This window comes from Prochlorococcus sp. G4PB17, from assembly GCF_059772445.1.
Genome location: NZ_CM186288.1, coordinates 881,194 through 904,908, shown reverse-complemented (window position 1 = coordinate 904,908; position 23,715 = coordinate 881,194). Strand labels below are relative to the sequence as shown.

Sequence of the window (23,715 nt, the reverse complement as noted above, 5' to 3'; positions counted from 1 at the left end):
AGTGATGAGTGAACTTGAATATTCTGAAAGCTTTAAACGAGATAACAAAGTTAATATTCATGACTTTGCAGATGTATCTCCTAAGGCTGAACTTGGGAAAGGTGTAAGTGTTGGTTCAGGGGCCGTTATCGGTCCAGATGTGATTGTTGGTCCAAATACTTGGATTGGACCAAATGTAATTATTGAGGGAAAAGTAAAAATAGGATCAAATAATAAAATTTTTCCAGGAGCATGTATTGGATTGGAACCCCAAGATTTAAAATATAAAGGAGACTCTACTGATGTGTTAATTGGAGATAATAATACTTTTAGGGAATGTGTAACTATTAATAGGGCTACCTTTAAAGGCGAGAAAACTATAGTTGGAGATCAAAATTTGTTAATGGCTTATTCACATTTAGGACATAATTGTGAAATTGGAAACAGTGTAGTCATAGCTAATAGTGTACAGATTGCAGGTCATGTTGTCGTTGAAGATCGAGCTGTTATAGGAGGTTGTTTGGGAATACATCAATTTGTTCATATTGGTTATTTAGCTATGATTGGAGGCATGACAAGAGTTGATAGAGATGTTCCTCCATATTGCTTAGCAGAAGGACATCCAGGAAGAATGCGGGGGCTAAATAAAGTTGGAATTAAAAGGAAGAGTATAGATAAAGAGAATAAAGAAGAATATATACAATTGAAAAAGGTTTGGAACTTACTATTTAAATCTGAAAATGTAATTTCTGATGGTTTAAAAATTGCAAGACAAGAGAATTTATACCAATCCTCCGAAAGATTATGTGGATTTATAGAACTCTCTATTGGTAAAGGTAGAAGGGGGCCAATGCCTTCTTTAATGGCAACTAAATAAAGAATGAAGTTGTTAATTAGTACTGGTGAAGTCTCTGGGGATTTGCAGGGAAGTTTATTAATAAAGGCTTTAAAGATTAATGCAGAAAAAAGAAAAATTGAATTAAAGATAATCGCTCTAGGTGGTGAGAGGATGAGGGAATCTGGAGCCCAATTAATATCTAATACTTCTTCAATAGGTGCAATTGGTTTTTTAGAAGCTCTTCCTTACGTCCTGCCAACTTTAAATGCACAATCGAAAATTGATAATTACCTAAGTTCTTCCCCTCCTGATGCCGTTGTTTTAATTGACTATATGGGGCCAAATATTCGACTAGGGTTAAAAGTTAAAAAAAAGTTCCCTAATATTCCAATAATTTATTATATTGCGCCTCAGGAATGGGCATGGAGATTAGGTGATTCGGGTACAACCGATTTGATTGGTTTTACAGATAAAATATTAGCTATCTTTGAAGCGGAAGCTAAGTTTTATTCGAATAAGGGAGGAAATGTAAAATTTGTTGGTCATCCAATGTTGGATTTTTATCAAAATATTCCTACTAAAGAAGAATCTTTTAAGAGAATAGGCTTAAAACCTGATCAAAAGCTTCTTCTTCTTATTCCTGCTTCTCGAAAACAAGAGCTTAAATATATTTTACCAACATTACTTAAAGCGGCTAAGCTTCTTCAAGAAAAGGACCCTTCTATTACTGTTTTAATACCTTCTGGTTTAAAAGAATTTGATAAATTATTAAATATTTCATTGAAAGAATATGGCGTATCTGGAAGGATTATTTTGTCGAATGAAGTTGATGATATAAAGCCATTTTTATTTTCAGCTGCTCATCTTGCTTTGACTAAGTCTGGTACGATAAATATGGAATTAGCTCTAAATTCAGTTCCACAAATAGTTGGATATAAAGTAAGTAGAGTTACTGCTATTTTGGCAAAATATTTATTGAGATTTAATGTTAAATATATTTCTCCAGTTAATCTTCTTTTAAATAAAATGTTAATACCAGAGTTCATTCAAGAGGACTTTAAAGCTGAAAGGATTTTTAATGCAGCATTAAGAATCCTTGAGGATACTTCGACTAAAGATGAGATAATGCTTGGCTATAAGAGATTAAAAGATAAATTAGGAAAGCCTGGAGTTACAGATAGAGCATCAAAGGATATTCTGGACTTATTAGTTAAATAATTCCTATGAATCAAATCTTCAGAAAACTTATAGTATTTTGCACGCTGATGCAACTTTTAATATTTTGTCCGCTGCAAGCATTTGCCGGAACAGAAGAAGCTATTTTTGCAGGAGGTTGTTTTTGGTGCCTAGAACATGATCTAGAGAAACTAGATGGAGTAGTTTCGGTAGAAAGTGGATATTCCGGAGGTGATTTAATTAATCCTACATATGAAAATCATAGTGGGCATCAAGAGGTTGTGAAAGTTAGTTTTGATTCAGATATTATTAGCTATAAAGAGTTACTTAAACAGTATTGGTTTAATATTGATCCATTTGATAGTAGGGGACAGTTTTGTGATAGAGGTGATTCATATAAGCCTGTTATCTTTACATCGAATCAAGAACAAGAGCGAGCTGCAAAAGAGAGTCAAGAAAATATTTCTGTTGGATTAAATATACCCTTAGACCAATTAAAAGTTGATATTCTTGATTCAAGAAACTTTTGGATAGCAGAGAAATATCACCAGGACTTTGCTGCTAAAAATCCACTTAAATATAATTTCTATAGAACAAGTTGTGGAAGAGATAATAGACTTAAAAAGGTATGGGGAGAATATAAATAGTAATCATTTACTTAATCCAAAGATCTTAAATATATATTTTTGATCTTTGGATTAAGTAAATATATTAATGCGCTCTGAGATTCAATTCTTTTATCCAGTTAACTAACATTCTTACTCCATACCCAGTTGCACCCTTTGGATTTATATCTCTATCTTTTTCAGTCCAACATGTACCTGCTATGTCAATGTGAGCCCATGGAATGCTTGAGTTCACAAATTCTTTAAGAAACAATGCAGCAGTAATTGATCCTCCTGGTCTAGGCCCTGTGTTTTGTAAATCGGCAATAGATGATTTAATTCCAGATTTGTATGAATCTTGCATAGGCATCCTCCAAATACCCTCTCCAGCTTTGCCTGCAGCTTTAGTTAATTGTTCAGAGAGCTGATCATCGTCAGTCCATAACCCAGCTATTTCATCTCCTAACGCAATCACGCAAGCTCCAGTAAGAGTCGCCAGATCAACTATGGCGTTAGGCTTGAGTTTGCATGAATACACCAAAGCATCAGCTAAAGTTAATCTTCCTTCTGCATCAGTATTGTTTACTTCAATGGTTTTTCCGTTCGATGCTTTGATGACATCTCCAGGATGCAATGCAGAACCGTTAATCATATTTTCGCAAGCAGCAACAATAAAATGAACCTCGGTGTTGCTTGGTTTTAGTTCTGCGATTGCTCTTGCTGCTCCAAGAACAGCAGCACTTCCTCCCATGTCGTACTTCATTTTTTCAATTTGAGAAGCACCTACTTTTAAGTTGTAGCCACCAGAGTCAAAAGTTAAACCTTTGCCGACTAATACGACTTTGTGTTTTGCGGTTTTTGGAGAATATTTTAAGTGTATAAAATTAGGTTCTAGATCTGATCCTTTAGCAACCGCTAAGTAGGCTCCCATTCCATGCTCTTCGCACTCTTTTTTGTCAAGAAGTTTTAGATCTAGATCATAATCAACGGCTAATTTTTCAGCCTCTTTCGCCATTTGATGTGGGGTAAGAATATTGGGGGGGGCTGAAACAAGCTCTCTTGCAAATTTAACTCCTTCGCAAATTGGATTTATTTCAGCAATGGCTGATTTAGTGATTTTGCTGTCCAAGCCTATAAATTCAACTTCATCAATTGGAGTAGTCTCTTTTGAGTCTGATTTGAATCTAAGATCTTTAATAGATGACAATCGAACTGCTTCTCCAACTGCGCATGCAGCTGAGGAAGGGTCAAATGCATCCCAGGGAAAAAATATTCCTAATTTTTTCTCATGACTTGAAACTTTACGAGTACAGATTGAAGCTGCCTTCCTTAGATCGTCAATTCGAAGAGTTTCGGCCTTGCCTAAGCCTACAAAAATTACTTTTTTTATTTTCCCTTCAATAAGCTCAATTGATAAATTCTGATTTTTTTTGCCTTCGAACTTTGAATCAATAAACCTTTGGTTTAAAAAAGTATCTTTTATAATTGTCTTAAATAAATTAATTTGGCTTTCTATTGTTCCCTCCAAAATCCCAGCAATAAGAACTGATCCTGACCATTCGTTAATTTTTTTGGAGACTGCTGAAATTTGCATTTAATTTTTATACTTGTATTTATGATAACAATTTTTACTAATTGATTTGAGAAGTAAATGGCGTTGCCCATATTTCCCTTGTCTCTTTATTAAATGGTGGAAGCCAAGTTTGAATAAGCTTTTGTTCTAATTTTCTTCTCTCCTTGGTTTTACTAGGAACATCAAGCCAAAAACGAATATTTATTTTGTTTGAGATATTTGCTTTATGAAGAGAATCGGAATAATTTGAAAGATAATTTTTACAGTCATGTACCCCTTTCCACCTTTTCTCTGCGGAAATTGTTTCTCCGATATATAAAATTATATTTTCATCTGAATCAATAATTTTATCCATTACAAAATAAACCGCAGGTCCCTCATGCATTGCTTTTGGCCATCTCCAAAAACTTAAAGGTAAAGGAGTAAGCTCAATTGGATTGAAAGATTCATTTAATTCTTCTGAACTAGATTCAAATAGTGAAGATTGATTTACATCTTTGTAACCGCTTTTAAAAATGGGAGATTGATGATTAACGATTTTTTCTTGCCATTCTAGAATTATTTTTTTGTCAATATATATATCTTGAAGATGATCTTTTGCTGAAAAATCTAAATCATTATTGTTAAATAAATTGTATTGCCGATTTAATTTTATCATTTTAAAAAGATTAAAATAAAAAAGAGATGTTGAATTAATATTTTTATTATGAAGTGCCCAAAATTTTATATTATTTTGGTTTAGAACACTTTGAGCTTAGCTTGTCAAGATCAAATTTAAAGTGTTTTTCTTTATTAGTAAGTTTTTATTTAACTTGAGTAAGAATTATATTTTTTTGGTGGTGTGGCTATTTACACTACCCATACAAATGTTTTTGCATGGAAATGGTCTAAACTTCATAAATGTTTCGATGTTATGATCAATGGAAGTCTTTGAATTCCAAATCGAGCTATTGATCTATCAACTTGGTTTAAGGATATGAGTTTTTTCGAGTCCGAAATTGTTCAGGAAGAGGCAAAAAAACTTTTCACTGATTATCAGAATCTGATGAAATTAGGATCTGATTATGGAAAATTTGATAGAGAAGGGAAAGTAATGTTTATTGATAGTATGGAGAGTTTAATGGAGAGGTATAAAGTATTTATGAAACGATTTGAACTTTCAGAAGATTTTCAGGCAAAAATGACTGTGGAACAGTTAAAGACTCAGTTGAGTCAATTTGGGATTACACCTGATCAAATGTTTGATCAGATGAATAAAACATTAGTACGAATGAAATCTGAATTAGATAAATGATTTTTAACCTTTTTAATGTTTAGACTATGTTAAATAAATTCAATGAATTACCTGAATGGGTCTCTAGAGGTTTAGATGATCTTTTCCCTTATGATAATTCCGAAGATTCAGATCAAAGCTTTCAAAAAAGATTAGAACTTGCATCTAAAGAAGAAAATCCTTTACGTGTAAAACTTGGAATTGATCCAACAGGAACTGATATTCACATAGGTCATAGTATTCTTTTTCGGAAATTAAGAGCTTTCCAAGATGCTGGACATACAGCAGTACTAATAATTGGAGATTTTACAGCAAGGATTGGAGACCCAACTGGAAAAAGTAAAACTAGAATTCAGCTTTCAAAAGATGAGGTTGAAGCAAATGCATTAAATTATCTTGAACAATTAGGCTTAGGTAAAGAACCCAAAGATTCATTACTTGATTTTTCAACTTCTAGTCGCTTAGAAATAAGAAGAAATAGTGAGTGGCTTGAAAATCTTAATTTGTCTAAAGTTATAGAACTTTTGTCAAATTCAACAGTTGGTCAAATGCTGGCTAAAGAAGATTTTAGTAATCGATATAAATCTGGCACTCCCATATCTCTTCATGAATTTCTGTATCCACTTCTTCAAGGATATGATTCAGTTGCAATCAATTCTGATTTAGAACTTGGTGGTACTGATCAGAAATTTAATATTGCTATGGGACGAGATCTGCAAAGAGCCTTTGGACAGAAACCCCAATTTGGAATGCTATTACCTATTTTAGTTGGGTTAGATGGGACACAAAAAATGAGTAAAAGCTTAGACAATATTGTAGGCATAAATGAAGATTCATTATCTATGTATTCAAAATTAGAAAAGGTTCCAGATAATTTAGTTTTTAGTTATTTAAATTTACTAACTAATGAAAACTTAAAAGAATTAAGTTCAAATCCAAGAGAGGTTCAAAAATTCATGGCTTTAAAAATAACATCTAATTTTAAAGGAATTGAAGCCGCCCAAAAAGCTCAAGCTAATTCTGAAAAATTAGTTTTAGGTACTCAAGATCCCCTTGAGGAAATACCAGAAGCCTCAATTTCAAATGTGAATTTTCCAGCTAAAGCATTTTATTTATTTAGTAAGATGGAAATGTGTTCAAGTAGCAGTGAAGCAAGAAGACAAATCCTTGGAGGAGGAGTAAGAATTGATGGTGAAAAAATTATGGATCCTAATCTAGAGTTTGATACACCAAATGATCTTATAGGAAAAATATTGCAAGTAGGAAAGAAAAAATTTCTTCGTGTTTCAAATTGATAGATTCTTATGAAAAATATTGATAATCCAAGTGAAAAAATAATTATTGCCTTAGATGGTATGGATAAGAACAATGTTTTAAATCTAATGGAAAAAATACCCGAAATTATATGGGTTAAAGTTGGCCTCGAGTTATTTGTTAGTGAAGGACTAGATGTATTGTCTATATTGAGAGATAAGGGGAAAAAAATATTTTTAGATCTTAAATTTCATGATATTCCTAATACAGTTGCTAGAGCATGTTTCGCAGCTTCACAAACTGGTGCAGAGTATATTTCTTTGCACACTTGCGCAGGTACAAATGCTCTTAAGATGGCCAATGAAGCTGCACTTGAGGGAGCCGCTAAAGTTAATTTAGAGCCACCAAAACTGTTAGGAATTACAATTCTGACTAGTTGGAATAGCGAAAGTTTTGCTAGTGATCTATTAATTAATCAATCAATTGATAAACGTGTTAAGCATCTAGCAGAGATTGCATTTAAGTCAGGCTTAGGAGGATGTGTATGCAGCCCTAGAGAGGTTCAATTTCTTCGTGAAGTATACCCTGAGACCTTTGAATTGGTAACTCCTGGAATACGGTCATTAGATTCAGATATCAACGATCAATCCAGGGTCTCTGATGCATCCGAAGCGATCAAGATGGGAGCTTCAAAATTAGTTATTGGCAGAGCAATCACTAAATCAAAAGATCCGGCTAATATGTTCAAAAGTTTTTGTAATAAAGTTGTTATTTAATTTCTTAGGTTTGCCCAATTCTTGGCTCTTTACCTTTCATTAGTCTGGCTATGTTTTCTCTATGTCTCCAAATCACTAAGAACATAGCTAGTATTGAGATTAATAAAAATGGCATAGAAATAATTGTATTATTGAAGCTTATAAACATCATTAAAGGTAGAGCTAATGCAGCACTAACACTAGCTAAAGATACTATTCTAAATATTGTGATAACCAAGAGAAAGACACCTAATGTTGCAAGCCCAACTTGCCATGAAAGTCCAAGAAATATTCCTAAACCTGTAGCGACAGCTTTACCTCCTCTCCAATTAAGCCAAACAGGCCATATATGACCGATTAGTGTTGAGAGACCAACTGCAACTTGCCATGAATCATTTAAAAGGAAATATTTTGCTAATAAAATAGATATTATTCCTTTGAAAACGTCTATTAAAAAAACTGTAATAGCGGCGCGTTTACCAATATGCCTTAATACATTTGTCGCTCCTGTAGATCCAGAACCTAATGAACGAATATCAACTCCTTTAGCAATTCTTCCAGCTAAATAACCACTAGGAAAAGATCCAAATAAATATCCTAAAAGTAGAATTAATAAATTCAAAATAAATTAAATAGCAATTTTTATATTAATTCATCTTCTTCAAAAATCTCATTAGGACTTCCCGCAAAAGCAAGCCAAATTGGAAATTGAAGAATTGGAACTTCTACATTTATCTCGGCTGCATCAATAATTATTAAAGGCAGCTCGCCTCTTTCTTCTAGTCTATCGGCTCTTTCAATTAATCCATCGGATCTTTCGAAAAGGACTATCCCGCTATTTGGTCCAAAATCCTCACGGTTAAGACCTAATGCATCTTGAAGGCATCTTCTCCACTCACCAAGACGTTCTGGTTGACTTGCAAGCACCAAAGTTTGAAATTGTTCTCCATATAACTCACCTAAAATTGCAATAATCCCTGCTGCTACCAATGCATTCTTTGATCTACTTCCTCTACTAGGTTGTGCGCCCCTTCCACCCATGCTAAAGAACCAATCTTCAAGCATTTCAATATCATTTCTTTCTAGACTCCTTCTTAGTTTCCATGGTTCTGCATAGAAATCGGGTTGTTCTAGAAATTGATTAAAACACCTTCTTATTAAATTTTCATCAGGTTTGAAAGTATCAGAAACTGCATGAATAATTTCTTGTTCTTTGGAAGGCTCTATTTTTTTATTTTCATCAAGGGGAGATGGTTTCACTATTACTGGTGGAACAATAAGCTCTAGTTGTTCGGCTGATTGGGCTAAGTCTTGAAGTGCTCCGGTTAAATATTCCTGAAAACCTTTAACCTTTCTGGCAATTGCGTCAGATTGACCTGAAAATGTGCTTTTTAGCTCAGTCTCGATTTGTACTTTCTTTTTTGTAAGTTCTTCTAATTCTTTCTCTAATCTCTCACGTGAAAGGTGAAGATCTTTAAGAGCAAGATTAATTAAAGACTGTGTTTGTTCATTAGATATTCTTTGATTCTTTTCTGTCATATTTTTGCTTCTTGATTTTGATTCTTTATCGAGAGGCTTTTGGGCTGCAAGTTTCTCTTTTGAGGAATTTTCTAAAGAAATTTTTTCTTCTGATTTTGGTTTGTCATGAGATAGATTTTCTTCGAATTCCATATTTCAAAAACTATAACTAAGTTTTAAATTTTTATAATTATACTTCTTTTTGTATTTCTAAATCCTTAACTCTTAACCTTAACTGTTCTCTTAAAGAGTTAACCTCAAAAAGTATGGGTAAAAGATGAGGGCTTGCTTCTTCTCTAAAGTAAAAAAAACCTGGCAATTGTGGCAAAATAATTCTCCAAGCTATCCAGTTCTTAAAAGGAAATCTTCTTAATTCATTTCCTAATTGCATAACGATTAAATCATCCTTAGTGAATTTCAATTTTAATGTGAAAGATTGGAGTAATAGAAAAAAACCAAAGCTGCAAATTATAATTGTAGGCCAGGGATGAAAAGGGGATATTAAAAATAATAAGCCTATTATTATTATGAAGATGGGTAAACGATAAGAAGGCGATAAAATCACACTATCTTTGTCAAGAGGATTCTCAGATGCCATATTTTTTAGCCAAAAAGAACTTGGGTGAGTAACACATCTACTAAAGATACGCATATTAGAGTCATGACTACTGCACCAGTAGTACTTGATCCTACTTCTTTTGGCCCACCTTTAGTGGTTAAGCCCCATCCACAAGCAATAATTGCTATCAAAAGACCAAATACTAACGCTTTAATTAGCATAAAAGGCAGATCAGAGGTGGCTAGCCATTCTCTTACTGAATTCCAAAAGATACTTGGTGGAATTTGATAGAGAATAGTACTACTGCTTTGACCGCTATATAAAGCAACAGTAAAGAAGAATAAGCATTGTATGGGCGCCATCAAAACCATTGCACAAATTCTTGGGACAACTAAATATTCAACTGGATCTGTTTGAAGCATTGTAATGGCATCAATTTGTTCGGTAACTTTCATAGTGCCTATTTGCGCAGCATAAGCAGTTGCAACTTTTCCAGTTAAAAGAGTTGCGGTAAGCAAGGGTGCTATCTCTCTCGCCATCCCAATAGCTAAAAGGCCGCCAACTTCAGAACCTAAACCTTGTTTACTTAATTCTGCTGCAACTTGAATATTAAAAACTGTCCCAGCAGCAATCCCCGTAATTAAAACTATTAAAAAACTTCCAGGTCCAGCCTCCATTAATTGGTCAATTAAGTCTGATTTGTTAATACGACCTTTAACTGTTGAAGTGATAGCTTGTCCGCCTATTAAAAGACTGGCCCCAAACCTTTTTATCCATCTAGGTGAATTCATAAATCAGACTTTTATTAATTTAATTTCATCTTTATCTTGCCAATCTCTAGTTATTAATAAGCCCCAATATACAAGAATAGATGGTATTAAACCCATGCAAATTCTTACAGTAAGTAATGCAGAGGCAGGCTGAGCAATGTCAATAATTTCCTGACATGCTCCTTCTTTGAATCCTGCAAAAGTAAGAAGGTATCCAAATAAACCTACACTTAGAGCAATGCCTAGTTTCTGGCATAAAACCATCCAAGCTGTATAAATTCCTGCAGCCTTATCTGGATCATGATCTATTGCATCTGGTAATAAGGACCAGGGTATTAAGTATGCTGTTGATGCGCCAAATCCAACAAATAAAATAGTTATAAATAAAACTAGCATTTTTATGAGGTCTATATTTAAATTGTTAATTGCAAAATTATTTGATAATGGAGGCAAGATCATTGCAATTAAGCAACCACTTATCCATATAATGCCCCCTCTTTTGAGGGCATTAATTCTTCCATATTTATTAGAAAAAAAACTCCAGACTTGTAATCCTAAAAGAGCACTTATTTGAAAAGGAATTATGATCCAAAAAGATATCCCTCTTGGTACATTCATCACTTGCTGTAGATATATTAATGAAACTGTTTGCATTAGTTGAAGTCCACACCAAAGCAGCAAATAAAGATATATAACTTTTATAAATATTTTATTACTTACAATACGTTTAAACTGATTATTTATTGGCTGTATTGTATTAATTGGCTTTCTCGCAATCTTTGCAAAAGGAGCTAGCCCCCAAGTAGAAAGCAGAGTTACCACCGTAACGATAGTTCCTGAGATTCTCCCCATCGTTAAGTAACCTTCATCCCCTTTTGTTAAAAACATTGCTCCTACAATCAAACCTGATAAAGAAGCTAGTATGGAGCCGGTAAATCTTGCAGCATTAAGTCTAGTTCTCACATTTTCATCTTCACTAAGTTCTGTTGATAATGCACCATAAGGAAGGTTGACAGATGTATAAGCTGTCATGAAAAGAATTGATGTGCAAATGTAATAAGCAGTTTTTTCTCTGATTGAGAAGTCATTGGGAATCCACCACATGGCGGCTAAAAAAATTCCCAAAGGTAATGATGCTCCAACCATCCAAGGTAATCTTGGCCCCCACCTAGATTGAGTATGGTCACTCATCCAGCCAATTAAAGGATCATTAATTGCATCCCAGAGTTTTATTATCATCAAAATAGAGCTAGCTATCCATGGGGGCAACCCAGCGGCACAGGTAAAGAAAGGAAATAGATAAAAGCCAAATTGAGCTGACGCCAGCCCTGTCCCTGAATCCCCCAGCCCATAAGACAGCATTAGCCTTATGCGATCTTTTTTTATCAGCCTATTGGAATTCGTCAATCTTTTTGAGAACAGGGGGGGTGAAAGGTAATAATGTATGTAGGCTATATGGGAATAATCCAGTTTTCTGGAAATATTCTTTTATTAGCGCGGGCGTAGTTTAGTGGTAAAACCTCAGCCTTCCAAGCTGATGATGCGGGTTCGATTCCCGCCGCCCGCTTATTTGTCTCCTCATAGCTTAATTTTTTTTGAATACTCACTTGCGACCATTAGCACAAGACTATTACTTTCAATTCGTATGTTTGATTGATTTGCTAGAGGTTTTTTAGAGATGCTTTTATTTTTTAAAAAAGAGGTATCAATAAACTTTTTCCATGGAGAAATTGGCTTTGGTAATTCAAAAAGCATTGCTTCTTTATAAGCATTAAAGCCAAGCCAGATTGCTGAGCCGTGATCACTTTTGTTAATGCTATATCCAATTGTGTGAGACCAGTCACCCCAGTCAGGTTTATTTACTTTAATCCCATGCCACTGAATCCAAAAATCAGAGTTGTTGATATTTGTACCATCCTGGCAAGAGTCATAGACAAATTCTGGACTAAAAAACTCTGGTAGTTGTTTCCGAAGAAAAATCAGTTTTATCACAAAATCTTTTAAGTCTTGATCCCAATTTTTATGGTTCCAAGTCATCCAACCAAGTTGGTTATCTTGACACCAGGAGTTGTTATTGCCTCCTTGGCTTCTTCCTATCTCATCACCCATTAAAATCATTGGTATTCCAGGAGATAAAAGAAGTGAAGAAAGCAGATTCCTTTGTTGTCTTTTCCTTAAATTATTTATTGCTTTATTTGTAGTAGGTCCTTCAACTCCATAATTAAAACTATTATTATGGTTCTCTCCATCTCTATTATTTTCTCCATTTGCAAAGTTATGTTTTTTATTAAAACTTACTAGATCTTTTAATGTGAATCCATCATGAGAAGTTATGAAATTAACACTAAATATATTCGCTAATTTATTATCTCGATAAAGGACTTTATTGCCTATTAATCTATCTTTTAGCGGCCATATTGTACTTTTTTCACCTTTCCAAAATCTTCTAACATCATCTCTAAAATGACCATTCCATGTTCTGAATTTTTTTGCAGGGAAATTACCTAATTTATAAAGGCCTCCGCAGTCCCAGGGTTCACTAATTAATTTAATATCACTAAGTTTAGGATCTGACTCAATTTCTTCAAAGAGAGGGGGCTCATCTAAAGGCATTAGATTTTCTCCTCTGCTCAAAGCAATACCTAAGTCAAAACGAAACCCGTCAACCCCAAGTTCTATTGCCCAACAGCGAAGGGACTCTAAGATTAGTTTCCTAACTAAAGGACGATTGGCAGCGATAGTATTTCCACATCCGCTTACATCTTGATAAGTTTCATCTTCATCCTGATGATAATAAACTTTGGGACCAAAATTTTTCCAGCTTATAATTGGACCATCTTGATTGCCCTCTGATGTGTGATTGTAAACAACATCAATTAATACTTCAAGTCCATTATCGTGGCAAACAGATACCAACTTCTTGAATTGTTCTCGAGCCTCTAATGGGTTTTGACCGTATACAAAACCTTGATGAGGTGTGAACCAATTAATAGGACTATAACCCCAATAGTTTTCTAATCCTTCTGGGGCATCTGAAGTGTCAAAGGCGAAAACAGGAAGAAGTTCAATACTTGTTATGCCAAGGCTTTTAAGATAAGGTATTTTCTCAATTAACCCTATAAAAGTGCCTTCTTTAGAATCGCTAACATTTGAATCTGGATTTTTAGTAAATCCACCAACATGTAATTCATAAATAATTGTTTTATTCCATGAATGTTTAGGTCTTGGATGAGATTTGAAATTGAAATTATCTCTATTTGTTACTACTCCTTTTAAAAAATGACTATATCCGTTAGTAAAGTTATCTTTTTGATTCCTTGTATATCTTTCCCAGCCTGTAATTGCTCGCGCGCATGGATCTAAAACAAGAAAACCCTCTTTTTCTGTATTCTTTTCGGTAAAAACTTTGTATCCGTATAAAGTCCCTTCAGTCAGCCCCTCAAGTTCAATGTGCCAATAATCTCCAGATCTGTTTTTTTGATCTAAAGATATTGTTTCAATTGGATAGTCGTCCTCTTCACTCTCAAATATCAGTAATTCTACATTTTTGGCATGTGGAGCTGCTAGTGAGAAATTAACCCCATCAGGAGTTACTGCGCTTCCCAGAGGCCATGCTGAACCAACATTTACTTTTCTCAATTTTTTTGTCCTTTAAATTACTAATCAAGCAACATCTACTCCAACTTAGTTGTTTAGTTTATTTTAACAAGTTATATAAAATGAAATCTCATTTTAAAAAAGAAACTTTTAGAATTTACTTTAAGCTTTGTTTTGAAAAAATCCTAAATCCTTTTTTCGCGAGCAGCTAATTATTTTTTGAGCAAAAGGAATAGCATTCTCAAAAAACTTAGAAAAATGTTTTTAGAGCTAAATTTTAGAGCATTTGCAAGCCATGGAATCAGAAAATGGGAGTTCTTGAGCTGAGAAAAAAAGATTGGATGTAAATTTTTCTGCTTTTTAGTGCGTTTATTATTTTGTAATACCAATAAATGTCCTGTTCTGCGTACCTTTGTTAATGCATACGAAATTGAATTGAATATTTATTTTTTGGTCAAAAAAAATAATTAATTGCAAAAGTCATACTTCTTCTGGGTAATAATTTGAAAAATCTATCTTTGTAAAAGCTTGCCATGACAGGCTTTTGCTTGGAAAATACAAAAGTTTTATTTTTTTAGGTGGTTCTCAAGAAAACTGAGAAAGATTTTTGAATCCAAAAAAAAATGCTCTTATTTTTTTTAGAAAGCTCACTGCCACAGGCCTTTGGGTTGCAGGCAAGTCATTTGCTCCATACGATTAGCAAGATTGAGTTTTTTGGAAACTAATTCCTCTATTGGTTTTCTTCCTCTTACTCCCTGCTACATACAATCTTTCCAATGAACAAAGCAGATCTTGTTAACCTGGTTGCAGCTCGTACAGAGCTAACTAAAACAGACGTTTCTCTGGTAGTAGATGCCGCCATAGATACAATTATTGATTCAGTAGTGGAGGGTAAGAAAGTCTCCATTCTTGGGTTTGGTTCTTTTGAACCACGCGATCGTTCTGCTCGTCAGGGTTTAAACCCAAAGACAGGAGAAAAGATAGCAATACCTGCTAAGCGAGTGCCTGCGTTTACAGCTGGAAAGTTATTTAAGGATCGTGTTCAGGGGTAATTTCTTAAAAAGCTAATTTTCTTATTAATTTTTGCTTCCTTAAAGGGACTCTTTTAAAAAATTGAGTCCTTTTTTTGTAAGCCATCATATTGTATCTAATAAATAAAAAAACCTTCTTTTATTAGCTTATAAATTGTTTTTTAATTACATATCAATATTAACTTTTTAAAGTCGAACTTTTTTATGTTTATTAATCCATTAAAAAATAATCAATTTTTATATATTATTCTTATAAGTTTATTCATACCTTTAATACCTGTTGCAGCCTTTGATTCTAGAGATTATCAATTTTTTGATCTGCTATTAAAGAGTTGTTATAAAGATACGAAATTTTGTAATAAGGCATTATTTATGATAAATTCTTATCAAAAAAGAGCAGTAATAGATAAAAAGTTTTCTTGTCAAACTAGATTGTTAGGCCTAGAAGCAAATGTAATAATGGCTATGAATTCTAATTTCAAAAAAAACGAGGTTAAAAGTATTATTCAAGCTATGAAGAAATATTGCTAGAGAGTACCGATAAACTGATAACATTATTATTGATTTTTGACTTGGTCAAAAACATAATGTGAAAAACTAGAACAAAAGAGGTTTTATTTGATTTATCTAAGTAAAATTAGGGCAAGAAATATAAAGATTTTTTTCTAACTAAGACAATGGGCTCCAAAGCTTCTAATTCCAAAAAAACTAAGGATAAGGCAATAAAGACTGATAAGGTCAAAGAAAACAAATTTAAGAAATCAAGCTCTAATGATCCAGACGTATTAGTTAATCTGCCAGCTGGCATGAAATATAAAGTCCCTGGAAAGCGTCAAAGGGTTATTATTGGTTCAATAGTAATTGGTTTGAATGTTTTATTAGTCATTAGTGTACTTATTTACTTTTATAGTCCTTCGTTCCAAGATTTTGTTTACAATTTTGGACGTAGCTAGTGGTTGAAAATTATTAATATTTTAATCAAATAAATTAGATGAATATTTGCTGAAAATAGGAAAATATTACTATCAAGGGGGAAATAAAGTAAAGTTTAACTAAGAATATTTTTTATAGTGCTATTTTTGAAGTCCTATAATTTAATCTTTTATTAGAGTCGTATAAGTAGTAATGCTACAAAAAAAAGGCCAGGATGAAAAAACAATAAAAGTTCCACAACAGAGAAAGACAACTCTTAAATGGGGAACCAATGGCGAGCTGTCATCTATAGATATGGTTCGAATATTAGATCGTTTGAATGATCAAGATTTAACTGAATGTGAAATACCTTTAGAGACTAAAAAAAAATCATAAATCCTTCTTTTATCTATGAAAATAGTTTATATTAGCTATAAATTGACTTCGATATAATGAAGTTTGCTATTGCTTTTTTATTTTTAATAGCTCTAATCTTAGGGATTCTTTACTTTTTTACAGGATACAAATCAGCTTTTGAAGCTGATCAACAATGTCATTACGAAATGAGGTTAAAATCTGTTGAATTAGATGACCTTGATTGTGATCATGACCTTGAAACAAATCAATGGCTTCTATATAGGAAGGGAATCAATAATGAACCTGCTCAAGTTATGCAACGTTATCGCTATTAATTGATAAATTTCTTATTTATTGTAGGGAATAAATATATAGCAGCTATTAATGAAATTATAGCTGTAATTATAAATGTTAAAAATTGTCCTGTCGATCCTGGAAGATATGTATTTTGAAGGAAATAAAAGTCAATTAGTGAACCAATCGTTCCCCAAAGGATTATCCAAGCTGAAACGTATGATATGCCTATTAATGTTTCTTTATTCATAGTTTTAAAAAAATTGGTTAAGTTAATGGAATAAATATAAGATATTTATTTGAATTCTAGTTAATTCCAAAGATTTTCTGGGTTGCCGGTTCTCCAGCAAAAGCAAGTTCGGTGAGTACTAGCATTAAGAAACCAATCATAGCTGCTCTGGCATTAACTAATTCAGCATTTTCATTAAAACCAAAAATTTGTTTTACTTCCTCCCCTTGATTGTTGATCCATTTAGGGGAAGAATTCAGACTTGGACTTTGCTTAATTTCTTCGGGATCAGACGTCGGCCCAGCTTTTTTTGACTTATCTGACTCTGAATAGCTATTTTGATTATTGATCTCTGAATCATTATTATCAGGCATTGGAATTTAGAATATATATAAATTAAATTATAGGCTATCTTTTTAAGATTTTGTTCCAATGCTTCTTCTTTCTGGTTTTCACCATTCGGTTTTGATTTTTTGAAAGTGAGTAAACCTCAATTTTATTTACAACAAAACCTAAAATTGAAAAAAAAGAATCAAAATAAATATTAATATGATAATGTTCATGCCTAGATAATATTTTTAAGAAATATATTAGCAATCCTTATTATAATAGATTAAAAAAAAATGAGTTTTTAATATATCTAAAAATTCTAATTTTTCTCTTATTAAGTTTTGTTTGACTATTGTTTTAGAACTTGTTTTTAGATCACTTCCTTGCTAAATAAATATTATATGGTTTTTATTAATGAATAGTGCTATTCCATTTATTATTTCTTTAGTTTCATTTTTCTTTGTTGCTATTGGACTTAGAGAGCTGATAAAAGAACTTAAGGTCTCATATAAAAGAAAGCTTGCTTGAGAATTATGTTATTAAAATTGACTTGGTTAATTCCTGGGCTACCAATTTTAGGCTCTATCTTTATAGCAATTCTTTTATTGAGTTTTACTAAAACAATGAATAGGCTTACAAAGCCAGTATCTTATTTTCTAATTATTTGTCTTGGTCTCTCGGAAATAATTAACTTTATTTTATTTAGAAATAATATATCAGGTCATAATGCCATTTTTGGAAGTGATTTTGAATTATTTGTTGATAGAGCATCTTTACTCTTTGCTGAATCGATTGGGTCGATTTTTTTATTGGTTATGCTTTTTTCAGTTGCTAAGTTACAAAGAAGAAATGGCTATGTTAGATACTTTATTTTCCTAGGTTTCTTAAGCGGATTTGTTTATACGATCTCCTTTAGTGGTAGTTTATTCCATACTTTTTATGATCCTTTAATATCATCTTTAGACAACATAGGCATATCTTTGTAGAGAAAATATTTGTTCACCTAAAGAACAAAATGAAAAATAATTTAGTTTGAATTATTTATGATTTAATTGGCTATTGTCAGATTATCTGAGTTGTAATAAGCTAAAAATAATTTTTAGGACTTAAGGTTTTTACTTTGAGTGTAAATTCACTTTTAAATCTTCCAAGCAATATTGCATTAGTGCATGAATGGTTTACTCCTAGATCTATGGGTGGGGCTGAAAATGTTGTTCAGGCAATTGATGATTTATTAACTGAAAAAGCAGTTCAGCCTCAACTTTTCTCTTTAGTCAATGAAGAGAATTTACTAAAAAGCAGTTGGTTATTTAATAGAAAAGTAAGAACTAGCTTTATCCAAAAATTACCATTCGGAATCTCACATGTTCAACAATATTTACCATTATTACCTTTTGCAATTGAACAACTCGATTTAGAAGGATATCCATTGGTTATAAGCAGCAGTCACCTAGTCGCTAAGGGTGTTTTGACTTCGCCTGATCAACTTCATATTAGTTATGTTCATACACCTGTTAGATATGCTTGGGATCAGATGAATATATATTTGAAAAGATCTTTTTTAGGCAGAATAGGTTTGGGGCCGTTAATTAGATGGCGATTACATACTTTGAGACAATGGGATCAATTAAGTAGCTCAAGAATAGATTATTTGCTTGCTAATTCTAATTTTACTGCAAAGAGAATATGGAAGTACTGGAGAAGGCGATCTAAGGTGCTTCATCCACCTGTCGACGTGAATCGGTTTGAATGGGATAAGCCTAGAGAGGACTTTTATCTAAGTGTATGCAGATTGGTTCCAAATAAAAGAGTTGACTTGCTTGTGAGAGCTTTTAATAGGCTTAAATTACCCCTTATAATTGTTGGAGATGGAGTCGAAAAAACATATTTGAAAAATCTTGCTGGTCCAACAGTTCAAATTCTTGGTTTCCAAAGTAAGAAAAAGATTGAGAATTTAATGAGCCAATGTAGAGCTTTTGTTTATGCTGGTATTGAAGATTTTGGAATTGCTCCCGTGGAGGCAATGGCTTCGGGAGCTCCTGTAATTGCTTATGGTAAGGGGGGAATTTTAGATACAGTTAAATGCATTAATTCCAAGGGAGACAAGGTTGCAACTGGTCTCTTGTTTTCATCTCAGACAGTAAAATCATTAGTGGATACGGTCGAATTTTTTAAGGAAAAACAACTTTGGAGAAATTTCAATTCTGAATTGATTAGAGATTGGGCTAATTCTTTTTCTCAAGATTCATTTAAATTAAGATTTGAGAGAACCGTAAATAAAGCTTGGAGTGAGCATATGAATTCTTGTGACATTGCTACTAGTGACCTTTATTCTTGATCAAGAAATACTAATTAAGTATCGTGTTATTTAGCTGCGGTCTTGAGCTTACTAACTCAATAATTTGTGCAAACTAATCCTAGAAAATCTTTATTAAGGTGGTCTGAATTTAGGAAAGGCTCCCCATCAATACCTTTTGAAGTAATTTCAAAAGAACCTTCTTCGTTGCTTGCTGTTGAAATAATAAGAAATCAGAGTAGATATGGACGCACGTTAAAAAGAGTAGGAGATGTTGTTTTTTCTTCGCTAGTTTTAACTATAGGTTCGCCAATATTTATTTTAATTGGAATATTAGTAAAGTTAAGCTCTCCAGGCTCTGTATTTTATATTCAAAAAAGAGTTGGGAGAAATTATAGGGAATTTGGATGCATTAAGTTTCGCACTATGTATAAAGATGCTGATGAGGTACTTCCAAATTTATTAGAGAAATATCCACTTATGAGAAAGGAGTTTGAAAAAGATTTTAAATTACGTCATGATCCAAGGATAACAAAATTAGGTAGATTTCTTAGACGATCAAGTCTTGATGAATTACCTCAATTTGTTAATGTTCTGAAAGGAGAAATGAGCGTTGTTGGACCAAGACCAATAGTTTTCAATGAGATTAATAAATATAGTCTTTTTATGGAAGAAGTGATATCTGTTAGGCCAGGTTTGACAGGCCTTTGGCAGGTTAGTGGTAGAAATAATCTTAGTTATAAGAAAAGGGTACAATTAGATTTGGTATATGCTAGAAATAGAAATTTTGTACTTGATTTAGAAATTATTATTCTTACATTAGGTGTATTACTTTTCCCGATGGATAGAGGTGCTTTTTGAATTTATCAACTAATAAATTTTAACATTAATGTAATACCTAAAATCCAAATTAATTGAAGCCTAAGTCTAAGATTGAGTATTCTTTTGATAGAACTTATACTTGCGATTGGATAAGAATTTGCAATTATAGATTTGGGTTTTTTTTTGCCTTTGTAATAGTTTACACCTCCCATTCTGACTCCGGCACAATGAGCAAATATTGATTCAGAAATTCCAGCATTGGGAGAATCATCAATCACACCATCTTTCCACGCATTCATGATGGTTTTAAAAATTGATTGTTTTGGTCTGCAGCAAAAAGGGAGTGTTATTAATACAATTCTTGTTGGAATCCATGTCATATAGTCATCTAGTTTTGCACCAATAAATCCAAGCCACCTTAAGTTACCTTTTTTATATCCGAGCATTGAATCAATAGTGCTAGACGCTTTGAATATCCAAGCCATTGCCAATGGCCCAGGCATTAATTGATTGAGTTGCCAGAAAATTGTTCCTATAAACATCCAAAATAATGGAGCAAAAATACCATCAACAGAATTTTCACTTGCAGTTTCAGCTAAAGCTCTTAGGATTTCATCTTTATCTAGATTTTCAACATCTCTGCCAACTATAAAACTTAGTTTTTCTCTTGCAGTATTAAGATCAAATAAGATATTCTTATTATTAATTATATCAATTATCTCTAAAATACTTTTACTTAAACTTTTTGAAGCAAGAGAACTACTTAAAATAAATGTAAATAATAAGGTGCTTAAAATAGGACTTTTTATCTCATAAAATAAAAATAATCTTTCTATTATCCACCCTGATATCCCACTTAAAAATATTACTATTAATGTAATTAATGCACCTCCTATATATAGTTTTGGGATGCTATTTTTTGCAATTCTTTCAACCAATTTTCTCAAAAAATCAATAGCAGCCCCCATGCATTCGACAGGATGAAGTAAAGATCTTGGATCACCTATTAAAAGATCAAAAATGACGGCAAATAAAATTAAGTTGATGATATCTCTTACTCTTTGAGCCAACTAAACATTGAGCGAAGTGTTTTACCTACCTTTTCTATTGGGAGTTGTGAATCTTTTTGGCGAATTCTTTTCATTTCAGGTTTCCCAGAGTCGCATTCTTTTACAAAGTTTTTAGCAAAAGTTCCATCTTGAATATCGGCAAGAATATTTTTCATCTCTTCTTTCGTTTCTTTGGTGATTAATCTTGGACCGCTTACATAATCTCCATATTCAGCTGTATTTGAAATTGAATCTCTCATTGCAGTAAGACCTCCTTTTACCATGAGATCAACTATTAATTTGACTTCATGTAAGCATTCAAAGTAGGCCAATTCAGGTTGATATCCTGCCTCTACAAGCGTTTCAAAACCTGCTTTGACTAACTCTGATAGACCTCCACATAAAACAGCTTGTTCTCCAAAAAGATCAGTCTCTGTTTCTTCTTTGAAATTTGTTTCTAGAATCCCAGCACGTGTTCCTCCAATCCCCTTTGCATAGGCCATTGCAAGGGATCTGGCGTTACCTGAGGCATCTTGTTCAATAGCAAATAAAGCAGGAACTCCTTGACCATTTTGATATTCCCATCTCACTGTGTGTCCAGGTCCTTTAGGAGCAATCATTACCACATCAACAAACTCAGGGGGCTTTATTAATTCAAAACGAATGTTAAAACCATGAGCAAAACTTAGTATTTTTCCTGGCTTTAAGTGAGGTGCTATCTCGTTGTTGTATACATCTTTTTGAAATTCATCAGGCAGAAGTATCATTATCCAATCTGCCTTCTCGGAAGCTTCTGCAACACTGAAAACTTCCAAACCATCAGAAGCTGCCTTGCTGGCTGATCTACTTCCTTCATAAAGTCCAACAACAACTTTGATGCCACTATCTTTTAAATTCAAGGCATGTGCATGCCCTTGAGATCCATAGCCAATAATTGCAACGGTTTTATTTTGAAGAAGACTTAAGTCTGCATCGGAGTCGTAAAAAAGTTTTGCCATCTGAGTGGGTATACCAGAACTGTATTAAGGCTGAGCTTACGAAATAGAGTGCTATTCAAACCACTTTCATTGATATATTTTTTTGACTATCAAGACAATGAGCTTAATAAAAGTAACAAGCTTTTCATATTAACTTTCATTTGGATGTGTTATCACTCGGTCTATTAGTCCATAATTTTTTGCTTCTTCTGCGCTTAAGAAATAATCACGATCAGTATCTTTTTCTATTTTTTCATATGTTTGTCCGGTCATCTCTGCCATGGATTTATTAAGCATCTCTTTTATCCTAAGGATTTCACGAGCTTCTATCTCAATATCGCTTGCTTGTCTCTGAGCAGTGCCACCAAGAGGCTGATGAATCATTATTCTGCTATGCGGAAGTGCGAGCCTTTTGCCTTTTGTCCCTGCAGATAGTAAAAAAGCACCCATTGAGGCCGCCAATCCAACACAGATGGTAACAAGGTCACTTTTTACATACTTCATGGTGTCATAGATCGCTAAACCAGCAGTTACAGAGCCTCCAGGACTATTGATATATAAATAAATAGGTTTACTACTGTCTTCAGAATCAAGGTAAAGCATTTGCGCTACGAGGCTATTTGCAATTCCATCATTGACTTCTTGGCCAAGAAACAGAATTCTTTCTGCACCAAGTCTTGTATATATATCAACCCATCTTTCGAATTGACTTCCTGGAAGACGGTATGGAACGCTTGGGGTACCTATTGGCATGGTTAATTAGGTTTGAATGGTTGGTGTTAAGGGTTGAAAATATTTTTATAAAATCATTTTGCTTATTTGGGTAAAACTTTTTCACTTGGTAAGTCTTTTCTACTTGTAAGAACTCGATCAATAACCCCATACTCAACTGCTTCGTGAGGGTTGAGATAGCTCATTCGATCTGAGTCCTTGGATAATTGATCTACTGACCTCCCAGTGTTTTGGCTAAGTATTTCAAGCATCGCTTTTTTATTGTGTATCACTTCCTTTGCTCTTATTTGTATGTCAGTTGCTTGACCTTGCGCCCCGCTCCTGGGCTGATGCAGGACAATTGAGGCATGGGGTAAAGCTGCTCGTTGCCCTTTCGTTCCAGCTGACAGAATTACTGCGGCTGTTCCCATTGCTTGTCCTATGCAAATTGTGTGCACTGGAGGTTTTACGTATCTAAGAGTGTCGCAAATCGCAAAAGCTTCAGTTTCAAATCCAACAGCATCGCCTGTGTACCAACTCGTTCCAGTTGAGTTTATATAGAAATAGATAGGTTTTTCTGAATTATCAAATTCCAGGAAGAGAAGTTGAGCAATAATTAGTTCGGTTACATCCATTCCCAGTTGCCTTTTGGCATCATCATCTGAAAATAGTGGCAAACCCAGATAAACTATCCTTTCTTTCAATAGAAGTGATGGTAAATCAGGAGGTGGAGTTCTCATTACAGCTGAATCGCCATAATACGGTGAAGATGCAGTCATATGAAGTTAAGTCTTCTTGGAATGGAGCCTA

At 33.5% G+C, this 23,715-nt stretch carries 28 protein-coding genes and 1 tRNA gene; 15 read left to right on the top strand and 14 right to left on the bottom strand.

Annotation, left to right across the window (positions count from 1 at the left end; translation table 11 throughout):
- Positions 1–4: 4 nt before the first annotated feature.
- From lpxA to msrA, 3 genes are read left to right on the top strand one after another with little or no spacing between them, the layout of a single operon-like run.
- Entirely contained in the window at positions 5–856 is an 852-nt protein-coding gene (gene lpxA / locus AC6EJB_RS05540) for an acyl-ACP--UDP-N-acetylglucosamine O-acyltransferase (protein ID WP_498492823.1), read from the top strand.
- A gap of 3 nt (positions 857–859) precedes the next feature.
- Complete coding sequence (lpxB, locus tag AC6EJB_RS05535; protein ID WP_498492821.1) at positions 860–2,035, top strand: lipid-A-disaccharide synthase; 1,176 nt, start codon at positions 860–862, stop codon at positions 2,033–2,035.
- A 47-nt stretch (positions 2,036–2,082) separates the two neighbouring features.
- Positions 2,083–2,640: a peptide-methionine (S)-S-oxide reductase MsrA gene (gene msrA / locus AC6EJB_RS05530; protein WP_498492819.1), complete on the top strand. Its 558-nt coding sequence runs from the start codon at positions 2,083–2,085 to the stop codon at positions 2,638–2,640.
- Between the two features lie 64 nt (positions 2,641–2,704).
- Here the strand turns inward: msrA and AC6EJB_RS05525 are convergent, their stop codons facing one another.
- Both AC6EJB_RS05525 and AC6EJB_RS05520 read right to left on the bottom strand, forming a co-directional pair.
- On the bottom strand, positions 2,705–4,192 hold the full coding sequence (locus tag AC6EJB_RS05525) for a leucyl aminopeptidase (RefSeq protein WP_498492817.1): 1,488 nt from the start codon (positions 4,190–4,192) through the stop codon (positions 2,705–2,707).
- 37 nt (positions 4,193–4,229) lie between these two features.
- Complete coding sequence (locus AC6EJB_RS05520) at positions 4,230–4,829, bottom strand: GIY-YIG nuclease family protein (RefSeq protein ID WP_498492815.1); 600 nt, start codon at positions 4,827–4,829, stop codon at positions 4,230–4,232.
- Positions 4,830–5,147: 318 nt separating this feature from the next.
- Between AC6EJB_RS05520 and AC6EJB_RS05515 the strand changes: the two genes are divergently transcribed.
- Genes AC6EJB_RS05515 through pyrF form a run of 3 tightly spaced genes read left to right on the top strand, consistent with a single transcriptional unit; the run spans position 5,148 to position 7,474 of the window.
- A complete protein-coding gene (locus AC6EJB_RS05515; RefSeq protein WP_498492813.1) occupies positions 5,148–5,465 on the top strand; it encodes a DUF1825 family protein in 318 nt (105 codons plus the stop codon).
- 26 nt (positions 5,466–5,491) lie between these two features.
- Positions 5,492–6,739 (top strand): tyrosine--tRNA ligase, encoded by a 1,248-nt coding sequence (gene tyrS / locus AC6EJB_RS05510; RefSeq protein WP_498492811.1) that lies wholly within the window; start codon positions 5,492–5,494, stop codon positions 6,737–6,739.
- Positions 6,740–6,748: 9 nt separating this feature from the next.
- Positions 6,749–7,474 (top strand): orotidine-5'-phosphate decarboxylase, encoded by a 726-nt coding sequence (pyrF, locus tag AC6EJB_RS05505; protein ID WP_498492809.1) that lies wholly within the window; start codon positions 6,749–6,751, stop codon positions 7,472–7,474.
- 4 nt (positions 7,475–7,478) lie between these two features.
- Here pyrF and plsY read toward each other — a convergent pair whose 3' ends face one another.
- The 5 genes from plsY to AC6EJB_RS05480 are packed head-to-tail and all read right to left on the bottom strand — an operon-like array spanning position 7,479 to position 11,662.
- Complete coding sequence (plsY, locus tag AC6EJB_RS05500; protein ID WP_498492807.1) at positions 7,479–8,075, bottom strand: glycerol-3-phosphate 1-O-acyltransferase PlsY; 597 nt, start codon at positions 8,073–8,075, stop codon at positions 7,479–7,481.
- Between the two features lie 20 nt (positions 8,076–8,095).
- Entirely contained in the window at positions 8,096–9,124 is a 1,029-nt protein-coding gene (locus AC6EJB_RS05495) for a DUF3086 domain-containing protein (RefSeq protein ID WP_498492805.1), read from the bottom strand.
- Positions 9,125–9,161: 37 nt separating this feature from the next.
- The gene (locus AC6EJB_RS05490) at positions 9,162–9,569 is read right to left on the bottom strand and encodes a DUF3119 family protein (RefSeq protein ID WP_498492803.1); all 408 of its coding nucleotides are present in this window, start codon (positions 9,567–9,569) and stop codon (positions 9,162–9,164) included.
- A gap of 5 nt (positions 9,570–9,574) precedes the next feature.
- On the bottom strand, positions 9,575–10,321 hold the full coding sequence (locus AC6EJB_RS05485) for an MlaE family ABC transporter permease (RefSeq protein ID WP_498492802.1): 747 nt from the start codon (positions 10,319–10,321) through the stop codon (positions 9,575–9,577).
- 3 nt (positions 10,322–10,324) lie between these two features.
- Positions 10,325–11,662: an MFS transporter gene (locus AC6EJB_RS05480; protein ID WP_498492970.1), complete on the bottom strand. Its 1,338-nt coding sequence runs from the start codon at positions 11,660–11,662 to the stop codon at positions 10,325–10,327.
- Positions 11,663–11,796: 134 nt separating this feature from the next.
- On the opposite strand from AC6EJB_RS05480, the gene AC6EJB_RS05475 reads away from it, so the two are divergent.
- A tRNA-Gly gene (locus tag AC6EJB_RS05475) sits at positions 11,797–11,867 on the top strand.
- A gap of 11 nt (positions 11,868–11,878) precedes the next feature.
- On the opposite strand, the gene AC6EJB_RS05470 is transcribed toward AC6EJB_RS05475, so the two are convergent.
- Positions 11,879–13,939 (bottom strand): glycogen debranching protein, encoded by a 2,061-nt coding sequence (locus AC6EJB_RS05470; RefSeq protein WP_498492800.1) that lies wholly within the window; start codon positions 13,937–13,939, stop codon positions 11,879–11,881.
- A 734-nt stretch (positions 13,940–14,673) separates the two neighbouring features.
- Here AC6EJB_RS05470 and AC6EJB_RS05465 point away from each other — a divergent pair.
- The 5 genes from AC6EJB_RS05465 to AC6EJB_RS05445 all read left to right on the top strand — a co-directional run bounded on the left by AC6EJB_RS05465 (position 14,674) and on the right by AC6EJB_RS05445 (position 16,532).
- Positions 14,674–14,949 (top strand): HU family DNA-binding protein, encoded by a 276-nt coding sequence (locus AC6EJB_RS05465; RefSeq protein WP_011295240.1) that lies wholly within the window; start codon positions 14,674–14,676, stop codon positions 14,947–14,949.
- Positions 14,950–15,132: 183 nt separating this feature from the next.
- Positions 15,133–15,459: a hypothetical protein gene (locus tag AC6EJB_RS05460; protein WP_498492798.1), complete on the top strand. Its 327-nt coding sequence runs from the start codon at positions 15,133–15,135 to the stop codon at positions 15,457–15,459.
- Between the two features lie 146 nt (positions 15,460–15,605).
- A complete protein-coding gene (locus tag AC6EJB_RS05455) occupies positions 15,606–15,881 on the top strand; it encodes a hypothetical protein (RefSeq protein ID WP_498492796.1) in 276 nt (91 codons plus the stop codon).
- Between the two features lie 172 nt (positions 15,882–16,053).
- Positions 16,054–16,236 (top strand): DUF8633 family putative protein, encoded by a 183-nt coding sequence (locus tag AC6EJB_RS05450; RefSeq protein WP_498492794.1) that lies wholly within the window; start codon positions 16,054–16,056, stop codon positions 16,234–16,236.
- A gap of 56 nt (positions 16,237–16,292) precedes the next feature.
- Positions 16,293–16,532 carry a hypothetical protein gene (locus AC6EJB_RS05445; protein ID WP_498492793.1) on the top strand — a complete coding sequence of 80 codons (240 nt, stop codon included), beginning with the start codon at positions 16,293–16,295 and terminating at the stop codon, positions 16,530–16,532.
- Here the strand turns inward: AC6EJB_RS05445 and AC6EJB_RS05440 are convergent.
- Positions 16,529–16,741 (bottom strand): hypothetical protein, encoded by a 213-nt coding sequence (locus tag AC6EJB_RS05440; protein ID WP_498492792.1) that lies wholly within the window; start codon positions 16,739–16,741, stop codon positions 16,529–16,531. The two genes, AC6EJB_RS05445 and AC6EJB_RS05440, sit on opposite strands and share 4 nt — an antisense overlap.
- A 56-nt stretch (positions 16,742–16,797) precedes the next feature.
- Complete coding sequence (locus tag AC6EJB_RS05435; RefSeq protein WP_498492790.1) at positions 16,798–17,094, bottom strand: high light inducible protein; 297 nt, start codon at positions 17,092–17,094, stop codon at positions 16,798–16,800.
- A gap of 489 nt (positions 17,095–17,583) precedes the next feature.
- On the opposite strand from AC6EJB_RS05435, the gene AC6EJB_RS05430 reads away from it, so the two are divergent.
- From AC6EJB_RS05430 to AC6EJB_RS05420, 3 genes are all read left to right on the top strand, one after another.
- Entirely contained in the window at positions 17,584–18,036 is a 453-nt protein-coding gene (locus tag AC6EJB_RS05430; RefSeq protein WP_498492788.1) for an NAD(P)H-quinone oxidoreductase NdhF, read from the top strand.
- 134 nt (positions 18,037–18,170) lie between these two features.
- Entirely contained in the window at positions 18,171–19,388 is a 1,218-nt protein-coding gene (locus AC6EJB_RS05425) for a glycosyltransferase (protein ID WP_498492787.1), read from the top strand.
- Between the two features lie 66 nt (positions 19,389–19,454).
- A complete protein-coding gene (locus AC6EJB_RS05420) occupies positions 19,455–20,207 on the top strand; it encodes an undecaprenyl-phosphate galactose phosphotransferase family protein (RefSeq protein ID WP_498492785.1) in 753 nt (250 codons plus the stop codon).
- 5 nt (positions 20,208–20,212) lie between these two features.
- Here the strand turns inward: AC6EJB_RS05420 and cbiB are convergent, their stop codons facing one another.
- The 4 genes from cbiB to AC6EJB_RS05400 form a co-directional block, all read right to left on the bottom strand.
- Positions 20,213–21,238 (bottom strand): adenosylcobinamide-phosphate synthase CbiB, encoded by a 1,026-nt coding sequence (cbiB, locus tag AC6EJB_RS05415; protein WP_498492783.1) that lies wholly within the window; start codon positions 21,236–21,238, stop codon positions 20,213–20,215.
- The gene (ilvC, locus tag AC6EJB_RS05410; RefSeq protein ID WP_498492781.1) at positions 21,223–22,215 is read right to left on the bottom strand and encodes a ketol-acid reductoisomerase; all 993 of its coding nucleotides are present in this window, start codon (positions 22,213–22,215) and stop codon (positions 21,223–21,225) included. Before ilvC ends, cbiB begins: the two co-directional genes overlap by 16 nt.
- Before the next feature lie 129 nt (positions 22,216–22,344).
- On the bottom strand, positions 22,345–22,947 hold the full coding sequence (locus tag AC6EJB_RS05405; RefSeq protein WP_269625399.1) for an ATP-dependent Clp protease proteolytic subunit: 603 nt from the start codon (positions 22,945–22,947) through the stop codon (positions 22,345–22,347).
- Between the two features lie 62 nt (positions 22,948–23,009).
- Positions 23,010–23,684 carry an ATP-dependent Clp protease proteolytic subunit gene (locus AC6EJB_RS05400; RefSeq protein ID WP_498492779.1) on the bottom strand — a complete coding sequence of 225 codons (675 nt, stop codon included), beginning with the start codon at positions 23,682–23,684 and terminating at the stop codon, positions 23,010–23,012.
- Between the last annotated feature and the right edge of the window lie 31 nt (positions 23,685–23,715).

Coding starts and splice junctions, on each gene's coding strand:
- tyrS (WP_498492811.1), top strand. CDS start 5,492: ATGTTAAATAAATTCAATGAATTACCTGAATGGGTCTCTAGAGGTTTA.
- AC6EJB_RS05405 (WP_269625399.1), bottom strand. CDS start 22,947: ATGCCAATAGGTACCCCAAGCGTTCCATACCGTCTTCCAGGAAGTCAA.
- ilvC (WP_498492781.1), bottom strand. CDS start 22,215: ATGGCAAAACTTTTTTACGACTCCGATGCAGACTTAAGTCTTCTTCAA.
- pyrF (WP_498492809.1), top strand. CDS start 6,749: ATGAAAAATATTGATAATCCAAGTGAAAAAATAATTATTGCCTTAGAT.
- AC6EJB_RS05495 (WP_498492805.1), bottom strand. CDS start 9,124: ATGGAATTCGAAGAAAATCTATCTCATGACAAACCAAAATCAGAAGAA.
- AC6EJB_RS05490 (WP_498492803.1), bottom strand. CDS start 9,569: ATGGCATCTGAGAATCCTCTTGACAAAGATAGTGTGATTTTATCGCCT.
- lpxA (WP_498492823.1), top strand. CDS start 5: ATGAGTGAACTTGAATATTCTGAAAGCTTTAAACGAGATAACAAAGTT.
- AC6EJB_RS05400 (WP_498492779.1), bottom strand. CDS start 23,684: ATGACTGCATCTTCACCGTATTATGGCGATTCAGCTGTAATGAGAACT.
- AC6EJB_RS05520 (WP_498492815.1), bottom strand. CDS start 4,829: ATGATAAAATTAAATCGGCAATACAATTTATTTAACAATAATGATTTA.
- AC6EJB_RS05450 (WP_498492794.1), top strand. CDS start 16,054: ATGCTACAAAAAAAAGGCCAGGATGAAAAAACAATAAAAGTTCCACAA.
- AC6EJB_RS05465 (WP_011295240.1), top strand. CDS start 14,674: ATGAACAAAGCAGATCTTGTTAACCTGGTTGCAGCTCGTACAGAGCTA.
- msrA (WP_498492819.1), top strand. CDS start 2,083: ATGCAACTTTTAATATTTTGTCCGCTGCAAGCATTTGCCGGAACAGAA.
- AC6EJB_RS05455 (WP_498492796.1), top strand. CDS start 15,606: ATGGGCTCCAAAGCTTCTAATTCCAAAAAAACTAAGGATAAGGCAATA.
- lpxB (WP_498492821.1), top strand. CDS start 860: ATGAAGTTGTTAATTAGTACTGGTGAAGTCTCTGGGGATTTGCAGGGA.
- AC6EJB_RS05445 (WP_498492793.1), top strand. CDS start 16,293: ATGAAGTTTGCTATTGCTTTTTTATTTTTAATAGCTCTAATCTTAGGG.
- AC6EJB_RS05525 (WP_498492817.1), bottom strand. CDS start 4,192: ATGCAAATTTCAGCAGTCTCCAAAAAAATTAACGAATGGTCAGGATCA.
- AC6EJB_RS05430 (WP_498492788.1), top strand. CDS start 17,584: ATGTTATTAAAATTGACTTGGTTAATTCCTGGGCTACCAATTTTAGGC.
- AC6EJB_RS05515 (WP_498492813.1), top strand. CDS start 5,148: ATGAGTTTTTTCGAGTCCGAAATTGTTCAGGAAGAGGCAAAAAAACTT.
- AC6EJB_RS05460 (WP_498492798.1), top strand. CDS start 15,133: ATGTTTATTAATCCATTAAAAAATAATCAATTTTTATATATTATTCTT.
- AC6EJB_RS05480 (WP_498492970.1), bottom strand. CDS start 11,662: ATGCTGTCTTATGGGCTGGGGGATTCAGGGACAGGGCTGGCGTCAGCT.
- AC6EJB_RS05485 (WP_498492802.1), bottom strand. CDS start 10,321: ATGAATTCACCTAGATGGATAAAAAGGTTTGGGGCCAGTCTTTTAATA.
- AC6EJB_RS05440 (WP_498492792.1), bottom strand. CDS start 16,741: ATGAATAAAGAAACATTAATAGGCATATCATACGTTTCAGCTTGGATA.
- AC6EJB_RS05435 (WP_498492790.1), bottom strand. CDS start 17,094: ATGCCTGATAATAATGATTCAGAGATCAATAATCAAAATAGCTATTCA.